General features: G+C 52.6%; 13 protein-coding genes. 9 read left to right on the forward strand and 4 right to left on the reverse strand.

The window, feature by feature from the left end:
• Window positions 1-92 precede the first annotated feature (92 nt).
• Complete coding sequence (locus A2273_05775; GenBank protein ID OGF07965.1) at window positions 93-551, reverse strand: hypothetical protein; 459 nt, start codon at window positions 549-551, stop codon at window positions 93-95.
• Window positions 552-589: 38 nt separating this feature from the next.
• Between A2273_05775 and A2273_05780 the strand changes: the two genes are divergently transcribed.
• From A2273_05780 to A2273_05790, 3 genes are all read left to right on the forward strand, one after another.
• The gene (locus A2273_05780) at window positions 590-1042 is read left to right on the forward strand and encodes a hypothetical protein (protein ID OGF07966.1); all 453 of its coding nucleotides are present in this window, start codon (window positions 590-592) and stop codon (window positions 1040-1042) included.
• A 79-nt stretch (window positions 1043-1121) separates the two neighbouring features.
• On the forward strand, window positions 1122-1451 hold the full coding sequence (locus A2273_05785) for a hypothetical protein (protein ID OGF07967.1): 330 nt from the start codon (window positions 1122-1124) through the stop codon (window positions 1449-1451).
• 22 nt (window positions 1452-1473) lie between these two features.
• Complete coding sequence (locus tag A2273_05790; protein OGF07968.1) at window positions 1474-5238, forward strand: hypothetical protein; 3765 nt, start codon at window positions 1474-1476, stop codon at window positions 5236-5238.
• 57 nt (window positions 5239-5295) lie between these two features.
• Here the strand turns inward: A2273_05790 and A2273_05795 are convergent, their stop codons facing one another.
• From A2273_05795 to A2273_05805, 3 genes are all read right to left on the reverse strand, one after another.
• Window positions 5296-8955 carry a hypothetical protein gene (locus A2273_05795; protein OGF07969.1) on the reverse strand — a complete coding sequence of 1220 codons (3660 nt, stop codon included), beginning with the start codon at window positions 8953-8955 and terminating at the stop codon, window positions 5296-5298.
• Entirely contained in the window at window positions 8952-9323 is a 372-nt protein-coding gene (locus A2273_05800) for a hypothetical protein (protein ID OGF07970.1), read from the reverse strand. The genes A2273_05795 and A2273_05800 overlap by 4 nt, the downstream gene beginning before the upstream one ends.
• A gap of 160 nt (window positions 9324-9483) precedes the next feature.
• On the reverse strand, window positions 9484-10986 hold the full coding sequence (locus A2273_05805) for a hypothetical protein (GenBank protein ID OGF07971.1): 1503 nt from the start codon (window positions 10984-10986) through the stop codon (window positions 9484-9486).
• Window positions 10987-11178: 192 nt separating this feature from the next.
• On the opposite strand from A2273_05805, the gene A2273_05810 reads away from it, so the two are divergent.
• Genes A2273_05810 through A2273_05835 form a run of 6 tightly spaced genes read left to right on the forward strand, consistent with a single transcriptional unit; the run spans window position 11179 to window position 18604 of the window.
• On the forward strand, window positions 11179-12024 hold the full coding sequence (locus tag A2273_05810; GenBank protein ID OGF07972.1) for a hypothetical protein: 846 nt from the start codon (window positions 11179-11181) through the stop codon (window positions 12022-12024).
• Window positions 12025-12078: 54 nt separating this feature from the next.
• Window positions 12079-14223, forward strand: a complete 2145-nt coding sequence (locus tag A2273_05815) for a hypothetical protein (protein OGF07973.1) — start codon at window positions 12079-12081, stop codon at window positions 14221-14223.
• A 60-nt stretch (window positions 14224-14283) separates the two neighbouring features.
• Window positions 14284-15246, forward strand: a complete 963-nt coding sequence (locus A2273_05820) for a radical SAM protein (GenBank protein OGF07974.1) — start codon at window positions 14284-14286, stop codon at window positions 15244-15246.
• Between the two features lie 19 nt (window positions 15247-15265).
• The gene (locus A2273_05825) at window positions 15266-16891 is read left to right on the forward strand and encodes a hypothetical protein (protein ID OGF07975.1); all 1626 of its coding nucleotides are present in this window, start codon (window positions 15266-15268) and stop codon (window positions 16889-16891) included.
• 41 nt (window positions 16892-16932) lie between these two features.
• Window positions 16933-17289, forward strand: coding sequence for a two-component system response regulator (locus A2273_05830; GenBank protein OGF07976.1), 357 nt, complete (start codon window positions 16933-16935; stop codon window positions 17287-17289).
• A 34-nt stretch (window positions 17290-17323) separates the two neighbouring features.
• The gene (locus A2273_05835; GenBank protein OGF07977.1) at window positions 17324-18604 is read left to right on the forward strand and encodes a hypothetical protein; all 1281 of its coding nucleotides are present in this window, start codon (window positions 17324-17326) and stop codon (window positions 18602-18604) included.
• The last annotated feature ends 19 nt before the right edge of the window (window positions 18605-18623 follow it).

Raw genomic sequence — 18623 nt, forward strand, 5'->3', positions numbered from 1 at the left:
ACGACCGGGGAACGGTATGCCTATTGGACCATTCGCTGGCAATAGTGAATAAGCTAGGCATTGCCGAGGAAAATATATTCCCAGGGAGAAGATCAGCCGACGGAGAGGCTGTCCTCGATCCTTTCGTTGAGCACCCTGATCCGGGCGGAAAGCACCCGGGATAAAGCTAACATTGTCTTGGCGGCAATCTTGGGCTCTTTTTCAACCAGGTAGGCGATGTGCTTTCTGGTCAGCACGAAAATCTCGGTCTGTTCAAGGGCCACCACATTGGCCGAACGGGGGGCTTTATCTAAAAGAGACATCTCTCCGAAGAACTTCCCGGGGCCCAGCTCGGCCAGGATAATATCCGTCTGTTCGGCCGGCAGACTGATCTGCACCCTACCGCTTTTTACCATGTAGAGACTGTCCCCCGGGGCGTCCTTTTGACAGATCAATGCTCCGGGCATGAAGCTTTCGGCATCGGTGGACATAATTTGAGTAATCTTCAAAAATTCCTCATCGGTCAATTCCTGAAAAAGCAGGCATTGCCGCAGGCCGGTAACCTCGTCCATGTAAATATCCTTTCTATTATTTTTGGGAGGAAGACATAATGACCAATATTGTTGAGGCCCTTAAAGGCAACAACCTGTTCAGCGCCCTCACCCCTGAGGAGCTGGAGAGGATATCCCGGCTTATCTTCGTAAGATCATACCGGTCCGGCAGGACCCTGTTCTTTGAGGGCACTCCCGGGGAGGTGATGTACCTGATCCATTCCGGCAAGGTCGGGATATACAAGACCGTAAAAGACAAAGAGGAACTGCTGCTGGCCACCCTTGGCCCCGGCAGCTATTTCGGCGAGATGTCACTGCTGGATTCCCAGCCCCGTTCAGCCACCGCCAGAATATCAGAGGACGGAGAGCTGGTAGTGATCACCAAAAAGGTCTTTGAACAGATGCTGGAAACCGACCCCAAAATAACGTCAAAACTCCTGATCACCCTGGTAAAGGTGGCCTTGCATCGCTTGAGAACGACGGATGAGAAATTCAAGGATCAGAACAACTGACGCCCATCACTATATAGCATAGCAAAAGAAGACTTTGCTGTCAAGAAATAATGAATCTTTTAAACCGGGGGCATAGGACATGAGCAAACCGCAATCAAAAATCGACCAGGCTACCCCGATCCAAAAAAAGAACTATGGGTACTACCTAAAGCTGGTTGTCTTTTTGGAAAAACTCAAAAGGGAAAGCGACATGGACCTGGGGCCTAAACTGCTGGATAAGATCATCGACGCCCAGAGGGGGGGCGAATTGGCCTCCGAACAGGTGATGGAGCTTTCGGAGAGGATCCAGGGTTGGGTGGAAAGGCAGCACCAATACTTTGCCAGCCAGGAATTTCAGATGAAAAAACTGTTGAGGGCCATGGAGACCGGCGATCGCAGGGTAATAAAATCCAGGGTTCCACGTAGCTAAAGATACAGAAAAGGAGCCAATAATGGAACAGCGGGAGCTCGTAAAAAAAATACTGGAGAAACTGGATCATATAACCGGCAGGGAAAGCAGCTTGTTGCAGGGGGACCTGGAGCAGGCTGTTTTTGCCAAACTGGGCCAGGTGGAGAAGATAATATCATCCATTCAGAAATATTTGCCCAAAAGGGTGATAGACAAGATTCTGCTCAACCCCGATGGGGTCAAGGTGGAAGGGGAGCGCCGGCAGGTCACTGTTTTGTTCGGGGACCTGTCGGGCTTCACCGCCATGTCCGAAACCATGGATCCGGAACAGGTGGTGGAGGTGGTCAATCAGTATTTCGATACCATGGTGGAGATAGCCTCCCGCTATGGCGGACATATCGATAAATTCATGGGAGATGCGCTGATGGTGCTTTTCGGAGCTCCAGTGGCCCATGAGGATGATCCGTTAAGAGCCTGTATGGCGGCCATCGAGATGCTGGAGGCCATGGATCGTTTCAGCGCCGAGAGAAAAATGGATCTGGCCATGAGCATCGGCCTGAACACCGGGGAGGTGGTGGCGCTCAATGTCGGCTCCAAGGAAAGAATGGAATATACCGTCATCGGCGACGGGGTCAACTTGGCGGCCCGGCTGGAGAAGGTGGCCACCGCCCGGGAATGCGTTATCGGTGAAAACACCTACCGGCAGGTAAAAGGCAAGATCAAGCTGAAGAAACTCAAACCAGTGATGGTGAAGGGTAAGTCCAAGCCCCAGAATGTCTACCTGATCCAGGGGCGGATGGATGAGGCCGGTCAGGCCAGTACATTGCGGGCGGGCAGCATCAATCTGGTGGGTCGTATGGCCGAGATGGACAGCATCAAGCAGGCACTCGCCAAGGCCAAAGACTCACGGGGGCAGGTGGTGGCCATCACCGGGGACCCCGGGGTAGGCAAGTCCAGGATCGCCAAAGAACTGGAATTGCTGGCCAGGGACCAAGGATTCAAATTTGCCAAGGGCAAATGCCATTCCTATTCCAACAACGTGGCTTATCTGCCCTTTATCAGGCAGATGCATCTGGTCTTCAACATCGAAGAAAAGGACAGCAGTGAAAGAAAGCTTGAAAAGATCCAAGAAATTCTCCATATGCTGGACCTGGGCGATTTCGAATCATTTTTAGGGTCTTTGCTGGGCATCAATTACCCCGAAATAGAAGGGCTGGATCCGGAAAAACGCAAGAGGAAAACCTTCGAAGGCATCCAGGAGCTTTACCTGCGTCTGTCAAAAAAACAGCCGCTGGTCGTTGCCTTTGAGGACCTGCAATGGGCCGATACCCTGAGCCTGGAACTGCTGGAGCATCTGGTGGATGCTACCGCAGGCCAGGCGCTGTTGATCTGCGCCGACTTCCGCCCGGAGCTGGCCCTGCCCTTCATCGGCAAGCCCTATTGCCTGAATATAACCCTGAAACCGTTGGGAAAACAGGAGGCCTGGCAGATGGTCTCGGCCCTGGCGGCAGTTTCTGATGTCGAGGATCAGGTGCTGAACAAGCTTTTGGAAAGGACCGAGGGTAATCCCCTGTTCATAGAGGAAGTGATCCGGCACCTGATATCGCGGCGGCTGGTGAGGCGCGAGGGGGAAAGCCTGGTTCCTTCAAAAAGATTTGGAAAGATGACCCTTCCCAACACCGTGGCTTCGGTGGTACTGGGCCGGATCGACAAACTGGGAGAGGAGCTGAGAAGAGTCCTGCAGTATTCGGCGGTGATCGGCAAGGAATTCGACCGGACGGTGCTGGCCAAACTGCTCAAGCAGCCGGAGGAAAAGATCCAATCCCTGCTGGACAGCCTGGAACATTTCGAGGGGCTGCTCTATTCCAAGCTGGTGGACACCAGACGGGTCTACGAATTTCATTCCACCACCACCCATGAGGCGACCTATTCCACCCTGCTCAAGCAAAGGAGAAAGGAACTGCACGGCAAGGTGGCCATGACCCTGGAGAACGAGTACCGGGACAACCTTTTCTTCCATCTGGAGGATCTGGCCCATCACTATTACAACAGCAGCAATCAGGACAAAGCGCTATCCTACCTGCACCGGGCGGGAGATAAATCCCGCGGGCTTTATGCCAATCCCGAGGCCATTGAGTTCTACGAAAAGGGGCTTACGGTCCTGAAGGCGCTAAAGGAAAATGATGACAGGCTTTTGGAAAAGGCCGAGATCCTGGGGGCCCAGGGAGCCATCTACCGGCTGATAGGTGAAATGAGCCGGGCTCTTAAAAATCTCAATCAGGCAGTCAAGGCAACAGCCGGTGGTGGCAATAGCGCCGTCTCCCGGAAATACACATTAGAGGTCGGCATCATCCATGATATGCTGGGCCAGGCCGACCGCGCCTTAGTCCTGTGGCAAAAAGTACAGAAAGCGGCCCAAAAGGACAAGGACAAGGAGGCCCAGGCCCTTTCCCTGCAAAATCAAGGACTTCTATGCTTGCGAAAAGGGGACCCGGCCAAAGCCGTCGAGGATTTCCAGACGGCCCTGAAGGTATTTGAGGAACTCAAGGTCAAAAAACACATTGCCCGGATAAACTCGCACCTGGCCCAGGCTCAAGAGGTCATGGGGAATCTCGACAAAGCCATCGAGCACAATGGCACCGCCCTGGCGATATCACAGGAGATCAATTACCTGGAGGGGATAGCCTCGTACAATAATAACCTGGGCATCAACCTGTTGATGACCGGCAGCATCGAGCAGGCGGCGGTCAATTTCCGGACCGCCTATAACCTGGCCGGGAAGATCGGCGACCGAAGGGTCGAAGCCCTGGCCGGTTTCAACCTGGGCAACTGCCAGTACATCATGGGGAATTACGATTCGGCTCATGAATATTACCAAGGAGCCCTGGCCTCGGCCCGGGAGATAGGCGATATCGCCCAGCAGATGAACATAGACATCAACCTGGGATGTCTGCAACAGGTGAGGGGCAATGCCAAGGCCGCACTGGAATATCACACCAATGCCCTGGAAATAGCCTTGAAGATAGGCGACAGAAACAACGAACTGGAGACCAAGCGCAACCTGGGGATCGATCTTTCCATGTTGGCTGATTACAGCAGGGCCCGGGCCGAATTTGAAAGCGGGCTCAAACTGGCACTGGAGATAGGCGACCCCCGGATGGTGGCCTATCTCAGGGCCAATTATGGGCTGACCATGGTCAATCTTCGGGATCTGAACCAGGCCGAAAAGCTTCTATCGGAAGCGCTGGATGATGCCAGGAAGGTGGGGGATCCAGAGGTCATCCTGTCGGTGGTCAGGGGTTTCATAGAGCTGAACCAGGCCAAGGGCGATTTCGGGGCCGGCCGGCAGGAAGTTGACCGGGCCCTAAGGATATCCGGCGATACCCATAACAAGAGAGAACGGGCCTATGCCCTAATGTACAGCGCCCTGCTGATGGTCCAGCAGAATGAACACGAAGGGGCGGCTACCCCCATATCGGAATCGCTGACCCTGGCCCGGGAAATGAATGATGGTATCCTGTTGTGCAAGCTTTATCTGATCTCGGCCCGAAGATCGCTGGCCTGCGGATCGTTCAACGAAGCCCAGATGTTCATATCGGATGCCAGGGAGGAAGCGATTAAAAGCGGGGCCAGGGAGGAAATGGCAGAAAGTTGTGGCCTGATGGCCCGGCTAAAAAAAATGCAGGGCTTGGAAGATGAAGCCGAAACCGAATTGAACAGCCAAAGGAATGAGCTCAGCGACATTGCCCTGAGTATTCCGGAATATTTGAGAAAAGGTTATATGGAAGCCAGGATATCTTTCGATTAGTCAGATTATATCAATGAAAAAAGCGCCCCGGTTCGGGGCGCTTTTTTCATTGATCTGTTATCTCAACAGGGTGATCTTTTGGGTCAAGCAACCTTGGCCCGAAGTCAGGCGGTAGAAATATACGCCATTGGACAGGTTCCGTCCGTTGTCATCGGTGCCGGTCCAGTTGGCGGCATAGCTGCCGGGCTGTTTGACCTCGTCAAATAGGGTCTTCACCAGATGCCCGCAGATATCGTAAACCTTTAGCGCCATCCTCTCCTGCCGGCTGGTGCTGTAGCGGATCTGGCAGCTGTTGTTGAATGGGTTGGGCATGGCCCTTAAGCTGTATGAATAGATATCGGCTGCCTCCGGGATGTTCACCAGCACCGGTCCGTACCATTCGGTGGCGCCAAGATTGTCCAGGGCTCCCAGGCGATACAGGTAATCTTGTCCCGGCAGGGCCGAATTATCCTGGTAGCTGTAATCCGAACCAGAGCCTGTCCCTTTCAGCTCAGCCAGGCGGGTATATATTTTTCCGTCGTCTGAGGATCGTTCCACCAGCCACAGATTGTGCTCCTCCTCCAGACCGCTCCGCCAGGCCAGGTTTACACTTCCCTGTTCGAAAGCCGCAGCAAACATAGATAACTCCACCGCCATGGGAGTGGCAATGGCTCGGGGAGATACCCCGGCAGCCAGGCTGTTGAATTGGTAGTAAGAGCCGTACTTGGCCGGCACCTTGGCGCCCTTGGTGGTGATGGAATTTGTAGTTGGGAAGGCGTTCCATGGATTGTCGCTGGTTTCATATTGGGAAACCGCCAAAAACTTAAATACATTGCCCACGGTGTATTTTAAATAACTAAAGGGCACCCGCATTTCAGCGTAGGTGTACTTATTGATGCTGTCCAGATAGGGCCTATTGGCTGCAAGATAGGCTGCTATGGTAACTGAATCAACCCAGGCTGAACCGTTCCATTTCTTTAAAGAAATGGAGTCGGCATTTTCAAAAACCAGGCAGAAATCTGGCCGGAAATTGACATCGAATCCGGCGGATCCGGTGCCGTTGTATTTGAAAGTTGAGTCGGCCCCTCCGGTGCGGGTGTCAAAATAAAATAGCAAATCACCGGCTGTGCGCCAGTCATTGCGGCCGTAACCCAAGTATAGATTGGATGCATCCCACGTGGTAAATAGTGTGTCCCTTGAACCCACTGCTCCAATCCGTGTGCCGATCCGTTCGCTTTTGCAGAAATCATTTACGGCGCCGAATGTAACATAACCCAATCTTATCGTATGGGGAGTTACAGTATCTCCTGAAGCCACTATGCGGGGTTCGTTGCCCAAAGTTCCCCACCGAGTGGGAGAACTTTCATCTCCGGCTTTTAAGGCAAATATCAAGGTATCTCCCGGAGCAAAGCCGTAAACAGTTTTCTTCTCAAGCACACCAGCATTTGCTGGCGCCCAAGTCTGGTAATATGTAGAACCAGTGTCGATAAAATCGGTTTCGGAACTTATCTTGCCCAAGTCGGAAACAGCGGAATTGTACTTGGAATATTTCAGCCAGTATTTACTGGCTTTCTCTGTCAAAGCATCATCGCTGACAGCGGTCCACGAAAGTTCTACGGTGCCCTCAATGGTGCCGGTGTATACCGAATCCACCAGGTCAACGATCGGTTCCGGTTCAACGTTGAACCCCTGGTAGGCTAATATCCGGCGGGTCAGTTCGGAAGCGGTGCTGGGATGAATGCCGTTGCTCAACGACCCGATGGAGAAGGTCAAATAGACGTTATTGTGGTTGGAAGCTTTCTCTCCCTTGTAGTAGCTTCCATAGGTGGTGGCCCGGCCGTAGGTGATCTTGCCGGGACCTTCGCTCTCCATCAGCAACTGGCTCCCGGTCAACTTCGGTGAGATGATATCCACCGAATTATCAGGCCCCTGCTGGAAAGGATAGTCGAAATACATGCCCTCGGTGAATGTGCCGGCAATGCCGTTTATCTTCTGAATGTTGCCTGTTTCCGATGCATTGCCGGGGCCCTTGTATTCGGAGCCGAAATATGAGAATAAGGTTGTGGTATTATACATCTCACCGAAATCGTTACCGGCCACCAGCAGGCAACTCAAACTATCGGTGGCAAAATTTTCCAGAGAGTCTTGTTGTTCTTCCTGTATAACGCCGGCAGTGCTGCCGTCCTCGGCATAGCCCAGGTCCAGCAGGCAGAGGTTATAAGCGTCGCTGCTGTTCAGTTTTCCCTGCTTGCGCCAGGCATATTCCAGAATATCGGTGTCGGTGATCTGAACGAACAACTGGTTGGGTATGTTGCGTTCATTAAATGCCCGGACATAGGCCGAATCGAGCGGGATATAGATGGAATCGGGTTCGGCGATGGGGTCCTCGTTCCAGCCGGTAGTGGATGGGTCATCGTAATTCTTTTTGGGGTGATACCAGATGCTCCGGCCTGCCGCCTTGTCGGCGCTGATGTTGTAGTTGATGTCCACCGCATCCAGGGTGTCATCCTTCTGCGAGTTGAGCAGGAAGTACTGACCGAAATCGTCGCCCCGGCCGTTGGTCCGGCTGGAATCCAGCCAGGCCACCGAGAACCAGTCCCCGAAGCGGCAGACGTCCGGGGCTCTCTGACCGTAATACCAGTTGTCGTTTACCACTTTGACGGTGGAGCCCAAGCGGGCATACTGGTCGAAATACCTGGCCCGTATCTGGTAGCCGTAAGTGCTGCTGGAGGAATCTGCCCAGCTGGTCCAGAACGAGGCATTGTCGGTGCCCATGGTCACGGACGGTATGCGGCAGGCCACCGGGGCGGTGGAAAGGTTGATCTTGCCGTTCGAGCCCAGAGACTTGGCGTCGGGATAAAAGCGCTGGGCATATATGTCACCGTAGAAATGGTTCTGGAAGCTCAGCCAGACTATGGTGAAATAGCCTGTGTCAGAGGCAGCGATGGATGGAGTGAAATGCGGTCTCTCGACATCGCTATTGACCTGCTTGCTGGCGGTGAGGGGGGTAAGATCGGGCTTGAAATAACGGAAATAGATATCGGCCCGGGCTAGGCCGTCCCGGTTGTCCTGCCAGGTCACGGCAATGCCCTCGTCAGTGAAACTGACCGCTGGCAAAACGTGGCTAACCTTGAGGCCGTCCTCGTTGAGTTTGATGTCGGGCGACTGCGGCTCGAACTTGTAGTTGAACAACCTGCCCCAAATGTCGATCTGCCCGTCCCGGTCATCCTGCCAGACCACAATAAAGTCCTGGGTTCTTCTGTTGACCGCGATCTTGGGGTATTTGGCGTTGCCCTTGTTGGACGCCTCCAATACCGGAATCTCGTCGGTCATCGGGTGACCGGTCTTGTCCAGCTTACGACCATACAACTGACACAATTCCCCGGATTTCATTATAGAGTCCTGCCAGACCACGAAGAAAAAATCCGCCTCAGTACCAGCCACATCGGGCTGCTCCTGGGTATGCTCGTCCACCCGGATCCGGTTGACCAGAAAGGAGCCTGTAGCCGCTGCCGGTTTCCGCTCCCAGATCCGGCCGTAGATGTTGAAATTTCCGTCTCGGCTGTCGGCCCATACATAGCGGGAGCCGTAATTCTCGTCCATCACAGCGGCCGGGGCCCGCTGTGTAGCTTCCCCGGCATCGTTGTCCCACAGGAATATTTTGCAGGTATCTTTGGCGGCATGAGCCGTACATGCAACGGTAACGCCAAATAAAACAATCAACGCTAATTTTTTCACTTCTTCTCTCCTTTTCCGGAATTGCTTTTTATTCTTATGGATTCCACGGCCACCATCAGCAATCTCAATCTGGCGGATTTATCGGTCATGCCGCTTTTTAATTTTTCAAATATAGGCGCTTTTTCTGAGGACAGATGGTAATTCTCCTGATTGTTTTCATTTGAATAGAGCACACCCTGCATCAAAAGGTCATCGATAGCCGTCTTGATTGCTTCCTGGGGGCGTCCGGTCAGCTTGGTCAGGCTGCAGACCGATTCCTGAGCCATGGGCTGCCGGCTGTAGTGAATAAGGATATTCCATTTTTCAAAACAATCAACGGTATCCTTAATGAAAACGCTAAGCTCCGGGAAGTCCTTTGAGTTATACATGTAAATCCTTTGTGTTATTATTTTTAACACTAGAATTACATGCAACTATTATGCCAACAGAAATTAAACGCTAACTCTTTAATATATAAAAGGTTAAATAATGACGTGGGCTATGATTGTTATACTATTACATAAGCCAATAATAATATAATAGTATAAATTATGGTTTGGTTATATTAAGTTCTTTTATAAGCCGGGATAAATAAGTGGGTTGTATTTTTATGGCGGAAGCAGCTTTGCGTTGATTCCATTTGTTTGCATTCAAGACTTTTATCAGGTATTCTTTTTTGAAAATTTTCTGCGCCTCGTCCCAGGGAATGTTAGAAGACAGCGCCATATCCTTTTTGCCGCCAATGTTGATATCCTGCAACATAATATTATTGATCACTTTTCCCGAAGATATCACCACTGCCCGCTCAACGACATTCTGAAGCTCCCTGATATTTCCCGGCCAGCTGTATTCCAGCATGGAATTGATCACCGCGGCCGAAAATCCCATGATATTCTTTTTGGTCTCCCGGCAGAAATATTTCAAAAAATGCTCGGCCAGGACCGGTATGTCCTCCCGGCGCTGCCTTAGCGGTGGTAAAAATATCTGGAACACATTCAGGCGGTAATACAGATCCTCCCGAAACTGGTTTTCCCTGACCAATTGTATCAGATCGTGATTGGTGGCGCCGACTATCCTGACATCGACCTTTATGGTTTCACTGCCGCCCAGCCGTTCAAATTCGCGCTCCTGCAATACCCTCAGGATCTTGGCCTGGACCGCCAAAGGAAGGTCACCCACCTCATCCAGAAAGATGGTCCCCTGGTGGGCCAGCTCAAACCGGCCCCGCCTTAAGTTGATGGCCCCGGTGAAGGAGCCTTTCTCATGCCCGAACAGCTCTGACTCCAGCAGTTCCAGGGGTATGGCGGCGCAGTTTACGGCGATGAACGCCCTGTCGCGCCTGGGGCTTTGGTTGTGGATGTACCTGGCCAGAAGCTCTTTTCCGGTGCCGTTCTCACCCTGCAGTAAAACCGTGGTATTGCTCAAGGCCACCTTCTGAGCCAACCCTAAAACCTCCTGGATGGAAGGGCTTTCTCCGATAATGGTGTAGCGGCTGGCGATGTCATCCCTAAGCTGAAGGTTCTCGGTCTGCAGTTTGTGGTATTTGTCGGCATTCTCCAGGACCCGGGCCGCCATTTCGGCCACTTTCAGAAGCAGGTCCTGGTCCCGTTCGTCAAAGGACTGGCTTTCCTGCTTGTTCAAGACCTCGATGACCCCGACCGTCTTGTCGTCCAGCACCAGAGGAACGCACAACAGCGAGCGGGTGATGAATTTGGTCTTTTCGTCAATGCCCTTGTACCAGCGGTTGTCCTTATCCGCCTGATTGACTATCTGGGGTTTCTTCTCCCGGGCCACCCAGCCGGCTATGCCCTGGCCCATCGGAACCGAAAGCTTCTTTAATTCCTCGGAAACCTGCCCGGTGGCATGGGCGAAATGAAGTCTCTGGGTGTTCTCATCCAGCAGCAGCAAAGAGCTGGCCTCAGCCATGGTCAGCGTCTTGGCTGCCTCAATGATCATATCCAACAGCTGGGTCTGGTCCAGGGTCGATGACAAGGCCTTGCTCAGTGAGTATAGAAATTCAAAATCGTTGTTTGAATCTGGATTCTGTTTCATAAGATCACTCCTTAAGGTAATGAAAAACCAGAGATGAACAATTTTATAATACAACCCTTATACAATTAAATAATATCAATGTAAACAAGTCAAGTCAAGTAAAAAATATAATTAAAATAATGTATAGAATAAACCCGTTGACAGCACGAAATTACAGTGTTATCATTGCAATTGAATCGTTAGGGAGGAACTATGTTCAAAAATATTTCCAAGATCATTTTAACAGCAATACTGGCGGCGGCCCCGCTGGCAGCCCGGGAAAATAAAACGATCAAGGGGAAAGATTATTCCGGAGAATCCCGCCAAACCAGCGTATTCGGCGATCAGGCAATGCTGAAGGGACTCTTTTCCTATGGTGCGGCAGTCTACCAATTCCAGCTTCCGGCCGCCACCGACCGGATAAAGGCCGGATTAAGCTTCAAAAACATAAAAAACAAATGGCTAAAGATATACGTCTATAATTATGGAACCGCCTACGATGATCTTTCCATCCGCAACAAAAGGCTGAGTCCCAACTGGAGGCTGTGGGAAGCGACCAACAGCGATGGCTTATGGGAATCCCGCAGTCCCAAGTATCTTTACACCACTTCATATGACGGCCGGATAGATTACCTGGGACCGCAGAATATATTCAAGATCCTGCTTTATGCCGACGGGGGCATACCCTTCATCAGCGACGGAAGATTCATTATCGAGCAAATAATATTGGAGTATAGCACCAGCGAAAGCCTGCTTCCGGATATCATTACTTCGAAGGACGTTTGGATCGAGGGAAATTTTATGCTGGTCAGGGGAGTGGGGCGGACCAAAAACAGGATAGACGCGCCGGGTTACGAGGCCCTGCCGAAGCTTACCGCCCTGAGGCTGGCCAAGGTGGATGCCTATAAGAAGCTGGCGCTGGCCCTGAAAAAGATACCCCTGTCCGGCGGAACCGCGGCCATTCCCGGCAGCCAGGTGCGATCCACTCGTTACATCAGCGACACCGAGGTGGAGATCATTCTGGAGGTGCCGCTGGCCAGTCTGCATGAGAAGAAGTAAATACTGCAAAAACACCCCGACCAGAAGACACCATACCTACAGGAATATTTTTTAATGGAATTTTTAGCAAAGCTCAACCCCGAGCAAAAAGAAGCTGTCACCTACCTGAAGGGCCCCCTGCTGATACTGGCCGGGGCCGGCTCGGGAAAGACCCGGGTGCTGACCCACCGCCTGGCTTACCTGGTGGGGCAGGGTGTTTGCGCCCCCCGGGCCATATTGGCGGTGACCTTTACCAACAAGGCGGCCGGGGAGATGAAAAACCGGGTGGGCCGCTTGATAAATCGCAGCGTGGACGGCCTGTGGGTGGGGACTTTCCACTCGGTCTGCGCCAGGATACTGCGCCAAGAGGGATATCTCCTGGGATACCAGCGCGATTATACCATCTACGACGAGAACGACAAGCTGGCCCTGATGAAAAAAGTGATGGGCGACCTGGCCATCCCGGAACGCAGGGTGCCGGTAAAAGCCGTGATATCGCGCATCTCCAGCTCCAAGGACAGCCTGGTGGGGCCGGAGGAATACCAGAAGATGGCCTACGATTTCTTTGAGAAGGAGGTAGCCAGGATCTACCACCTCTACCAGCAGGAATTGCTGAAGAACCAGGCCATGGATTTCGACGATCTGATCTTCAATACCGTAAAAATACTGTCCGGCAACAAAAAGATCCTGGACGATTACGGCCATAAATTCCAGCACATCCTGGTCGATGAGTACCAGGATACCAACCGCGCCCAGTATATGCTGGTAAAACTGCTTTCCCAGAGCCACCGCCAGTTATGCGTGGTGGGCGATGACGACCAGTCAATCTACGGCTTCCGGGGGGCCGACATCCGGAATATCCTGGAGTTTGAGAAAGATTTTCCCGAGGCCAGGATAGTCCGCCTGGAGCAGAACTACCGCTCCACCCAGGTCATTCTGGAATGCGCCAATCAGGTGGTCAAGAACAATGCCGGCCGCAAGGGCAAGGAACTGTGGACCGACAATCCCAAGGGGGAGAATGTCTCGCTGTGGTGCGCCTGGGACGAACGCGACGAGGCCGAAAAGATCTGCCGGGCCATCAAGCAGCATTGGACCAAAGGCTCCTTGAAGGACTGCGTGATACTTTACCGCACCAACGCCCAGAGCCGGGCGCTGGAGGATTCCCTGCGGCGGGCAGCGGTGCCCTATCTGATAGTGGGCGGGCTGAAATTCTACGAACGGAAGGAGATCAAGGATGTTCTGGCCTATCTGCGGGTGGTGGTCAACCCGGCGGATGCCGTGGGCTTGAAAAGGATCATAAATATTCCGCCCCGGGGCATCGGCGACACCAGCCTGTCCCGGATCGAATCCTATGCCGCCGAAAGGGATATCTCCCTGCTCCAGGCCCTTAAGGAAAACGACCAGGTGCCCGGACTGGGGCCGGGCATAAAATCGGCTGCCAGCGGGTTTGTAAAGGATTTGGAAAAGCTGATAGCCTTAAAAGAATCCTTGAACGCCCAGGAGCTGATCACAAAGGTCATCGAACAATCAGGCTATATAAAGTTCATCGGCAGCCAGTACCTGGACAAGGTCGAGGCCGACAGCCGGACCGAGAATGTTCAGGAGCTGGCCTCGGCCGCCAACGAATTCTGTGAACGCTCGGAGGATAAGGGCCTGCCCGCTTTTCTGGCCGAAGTATCCCTGGTGGCCGATATCGACCGCTGGAACGATTCCGCCGAGGCGGTTACCTTGATGACCATCCACAACGCCAAGGGACTGGAGTTTCCCTATGTGTTCATCAGCGGCCTGGAGGAGGGGCTGTTGCCGCACCGGGCATCGCTGGATACCATTGAAGAGTTGGAGGAGGAGCGGAGGCTGTTCTATGTGGCCATCACTAGGGCCCAAAGCAAACTGACGCTCTGTTCGGCCATGTCCCGCCGCCATTTCGGCGGACTGATGCAATCATCCCCCTCCCGCTTCATTGCCGAGCTTCCCAGGGAGAACCTGAATACCGATTCGCCGAGAAACGAAAAACCGGCCGGCGATTTCCACGGGGAGCCTCGGGAGGGAACTTATCAAACCCAGGCCAAGGGCCTCAAGGGAAAGAGGGTGCATCATGAGATATGGGGCCAGGGCCAGGTGGTGGAGGCCGAGGGGGACGGCGATGATGTGAAGCTCTCCATAGTGTTCAACGGCGGGGTAAAGAAAAAAGTAATGGCCGGATTTGTGGAATTCATATAAAACCCAGGCAGATATTTAAGACCCTGCTTGAAATTACTGACAGTTATTATTACATTTCATATGGAGATCAAGCCCAGCTTTATAGAACTTTATAAGACAGGAGATCTGGGAAAAAAGAGCCGGGAGGCCGGCGATCTTCTATCCAGCTGTACCCTCTGCCCCCGTAACTGCGGAGTCAACCGCTGGCAGGGCCAGCTTGGTTGCTGCCGGTCCGGATTTCTGCCCACGGTCTCCAGCTATAACGTCCATCACGGGGAGGAACCGCCGATATCCGGGATCCGCGGCTCGGGCACCATCTTTTTCAGCCGCTGTAACCTGTCCTGCTGCTACTGCCAGAACTGGCCGATAAGCCAACTGGGTCAGGGACAGGAGGTCACGGTGGAACGGCTGGCCGGGATGATGCTGGAGCTGCAGCAAAGGGGCTGCCACAATATCAACTTTGTTACCCCGTCCCATATGACCGCCCAGATATTGATGGCGCTGGAGATAGCAGTTCGGCAAGGGTTTAATCTGCCATTGGTCTACAATACCAGCGGGTATGATTCGCTTGATTCCTTAAAACTGCTGGAGGGGGTGATAGACATTTATCTGCCGGATATCAGATACACCGATCCCGGGGCGGCGGAGAGATATTCGGAAGCGGGGGACTATCCGGAGGTCAATCAGGCGGCATTAAAGGAGATGTGGCGGCAGGTGGGCGAATTGCAACTGGACGACCAGGGGATAGCGCTCCGAGGAATGCTGGTAAGGCATTTGGTGCTGCCCAACGGATTGTCGCAGACCCGGGAGGCTTTGAAGTTCCTGGCCGGTGAGATATCGCCCCAGGTGCATCTGTCCCTGATGTCCCAGTTCTTTCCAGCCCACCGGGCGAACCAAACTGCCGAACTGGGAAGGAGCATCAGCCGGGAGGAATATCGGCAGGCGGTGGAGTGGGCGGAGGAATTCGGGCTGGAGAACGGTTGGCACCAGGAGCTGGACGATACCGGGGGCGGTCCCCCTGACCGGATAGTGAAGACCACTTGAAACAATATCATCTATATCCATGAGTACCAAGTGCTGGGAAGACAGAAATTGTCAGCAAAAAGAATGTCCGGTCCGGCGGAGGGGCGGTAAGCACTGCTGGTTAAGCGAACCCCGGCCGGGCTTTGACGGGCTGTATCTGCCATTCCGGGAACGGCTGTACCGGCACTGCCGCAGCTGCGGCCATTTCCAGGGCATTATCGAAAGGGGCGCCGGGCGCCGGGCGGATGACCATCTGATGTCCGACACCCTTTTTAAACTGTTGGAGGAGATGGGCTCCTTTCATGAAGAGGTGGCCAGATCAAACCGGGCCCTGACCGAGAATATTCAAAATCTGGCCATGCTCAATGAAGTGACCAAGGCCCTGCAGTCCACCCTGGACCTGAAACAGATCCTGCACATAATCCTGACCGGGGTCACGGCGGCGGAAATATTAAGGTTGAACCGGGCCTTTTTGCTGCTGCTGGATGACAGCCGGAAGAACCTGGTGGGAGAGATGGCGGTCGGCCCCACCGGTCCGGAGGAAGCCACCAAGATCTGGGACGAGCTTAAAAAAACCCCCGCCAGCTTCAAGGAACTGGCTATGCGGCCCCATCAGGAAATAGACGGCAACGAATATGTCAACCGGCTGGTCAGGGAGATAAAAGTTCCGGTTGAAGATTACGACAATGTGGCCGTCAGGGCCATCAGCCAAAGAAAACCATTTTTGGTAAGCGACGCCCAGGCCATCCCTGGAGCCAGGGGCTTTGCCGCCGTTCTCAAGGTCAGCAATTTCGTGATAGTTCCCCTGATTGCCGAGAACGAACCGCTGGGAGTGTTGATGGCGGACAACTCGATCACCCGGGCGCCCATCGAGCAAAGCGATCTGACCCTGCTGGAGATATTTGCCGGTCAGGTTGCCAGCGCCATCCGCAATGCCAAGCTTTATCAGCAGCTGCAGATGAAGATGAAGGAACTGCGCCAGAGCCAGGACCGGCTGATAAAAGCCGAGAAAATGGCCTCCATCGGAGAGATCGCCACCACCCTGGCCCATGAAATGAGGACCCCTTTGGTATCCATCGGCGGCTTCATCAACTCCATGGCCAAGCAGCAGCCGGACAACCGGCCCTTTGAAAAGCAATTGAGGATAATAGGCTCCGAGATCGAGCGCCTGGAGGCGGTCCTGTCCGACACCCTGGAGATGGCTCGATTCAAAGAACCGGAGCTGGTCCGGGCCGATATCAATACCATCATTGACGATTGCCTTAAACTGCTGCTGCCGGAATTTGAGGACAAAAAAATAGAGATACAAACCAGCTATCACTGCCCGGAACATCTGATCTGGCTGGATAAACTGCAGCTGCCCCAGGTCTTTTTTAACATATTCAAAAACGCCGTTCATGCCATGCCGTCCGGCGGCCTGCTGCAGATTGAAACGCAAAAGATGGAACCCAACAATATCGAGATAACGATCTCCGACACCGGATCCGGCATATCCGGCGACCATATAGGCAGAATATTCGAACCCCGGTTTACCACCAAAAACAACGGCAGCGGCATAGGGCTGGCCCTCAGCAAGAAGATCATAAACAGCCACCGGGGAATGATAAAAGCCGAGTTAAGACCGGAAGGCGGGACCGCTTTCACCATCAGCATTCCGTTAACATAGTGCTTTGTCAGGGACCTGTAACCTTTGAAAAGGAGCGCATCATGAAAACTATTTTGGTGGTCGATGATGAGGAGAATATCCGCATTTTATACCAGCAGGATTTTACCGCTTCCGGCTACCAGGTGATCTGTGCCGCGACATTGGACGAGGCCCAGAAGGAATTCTCCCGGAACCAGGTGGACCTGGTGGTGCTGGACCTAAAGCTCACCGCCCAGGATGGCGGGCTGGAGATGCTGCGCTGGATGCGGGAGGCCAACCGCAAGATCCCCATCATCATCAATACCGCCTATCCGGCCTATAAGACCGATTTCTCCTCCTGGCTGGCCGATGCCTATATCGTAAAATCAAGCAACCTTGACGAGCTTAAGGAAACCATCGCCAGGTTGATAACGCTATAAACTTATCATATAGGATGGCATGAAAACAGTTTCAATGAGCATCTTGATAGCATTATCCATGGCTCCCTGGGCCCTGGGTGATGAATTATATTTAAAGGCCGGAAACAAATTCGAAGGAACGGTTATAAAATGGGGGGAGGAACAGATTTCGTTCGTCCTGCGCGGCACAACGTTAAATGAGGCCTTCAATATCCCGGTGGAAACGATATCAAAGGTTATATTAAACGACAGCACAGAACATGTGCCCGGCGAGGGCCGTTGGATTTCAGACGGGGAGATGAGCCAGGAGGATCTTGCAAAAGCCGGGCTGGTCAAACAAAAACCCTCCGGTGCAGTTCTTCCCATAAAACAAACAGGCGAATGTAACTCCTTTAAAAATGAGAGGAAGGCAGGGGGAAACGACATTTTAATCGAGGGATCGATCCAAAAAGTGTCAGGCTATACCGAGTATCATATAAAATTTGCCGAAGCCTACTATACCTGGCAGAGTGTTTTGGCCTTTCCGGTGGATGGTTATAAGGTAAATGTCAAGGCCTCGCTAATAAAACATCCTTTTAAATCGCCGGATAAATACGTCGGGTTCGAATTATTGTACGCCAAGAACATCACCGATCCGGAAACCACAATGGTTGATTCCGATTATGTGACGTACGAGGCATATGGATATTCTGAAAAATGGGTCTGGAGCGCTACCCAATCGACGGCCGATTTGAATGCCAGCGAGTTGTGCGCAAATTTACGGGTAGGAAGGACCCTGTATAACGATATCTCAGGTTCAATCTTGCTGGGGTACCGGTATCTGAATTTCACCTACGACATATATGGCGTAAAGGGTTGGCAGCAACCAGTATATGAGGGCCAAATATACACGTTTGACACCCTTCAAAGCACCAATGTGCTTGATTATCGCGTTTCCTATCATTTGCCTTTCTTGGGATTATGCTTAAGGTTGGGCCTGTCGGAAAATTCGTGGCTGGACGGCAAATTGACGCGGTACATCAGATCAAGGGCCAATGACGAAGATGATCATATATTGAGATATTTTAAGGTCACCACCAGCTCCAAGGGTTCCGGATGGGGGGCTGAATTGGGCGGCCGGATAATTCTGTTGAAATTGGGCTCGGGCAAAAAAATATTTGCCGGAGCCGGTTATGAATTCAGCAAGATTTCAACCACCGGTATTCAAACCCAGAGGTACTATGCCGATGATCCGGATACTCCGGAAAATGAAATCGGGCTGACCTTTACCGGTATTGATAATGAAATTAATTTAAGCCAGCAGGCGCTGACGCTTTTTCTGGGTATGAACTATTAGGTTAAATAGAGGTAAAAAT

The organism is Candidatus Edwardsbacteria bacterium RifOxyA12_full_54_48 (assembly GCA_001777915.1).
Classification (GTDB): Bacteria; Edwardsbacteria; AC1; order AC1; family EtOH8; genus UBA2226.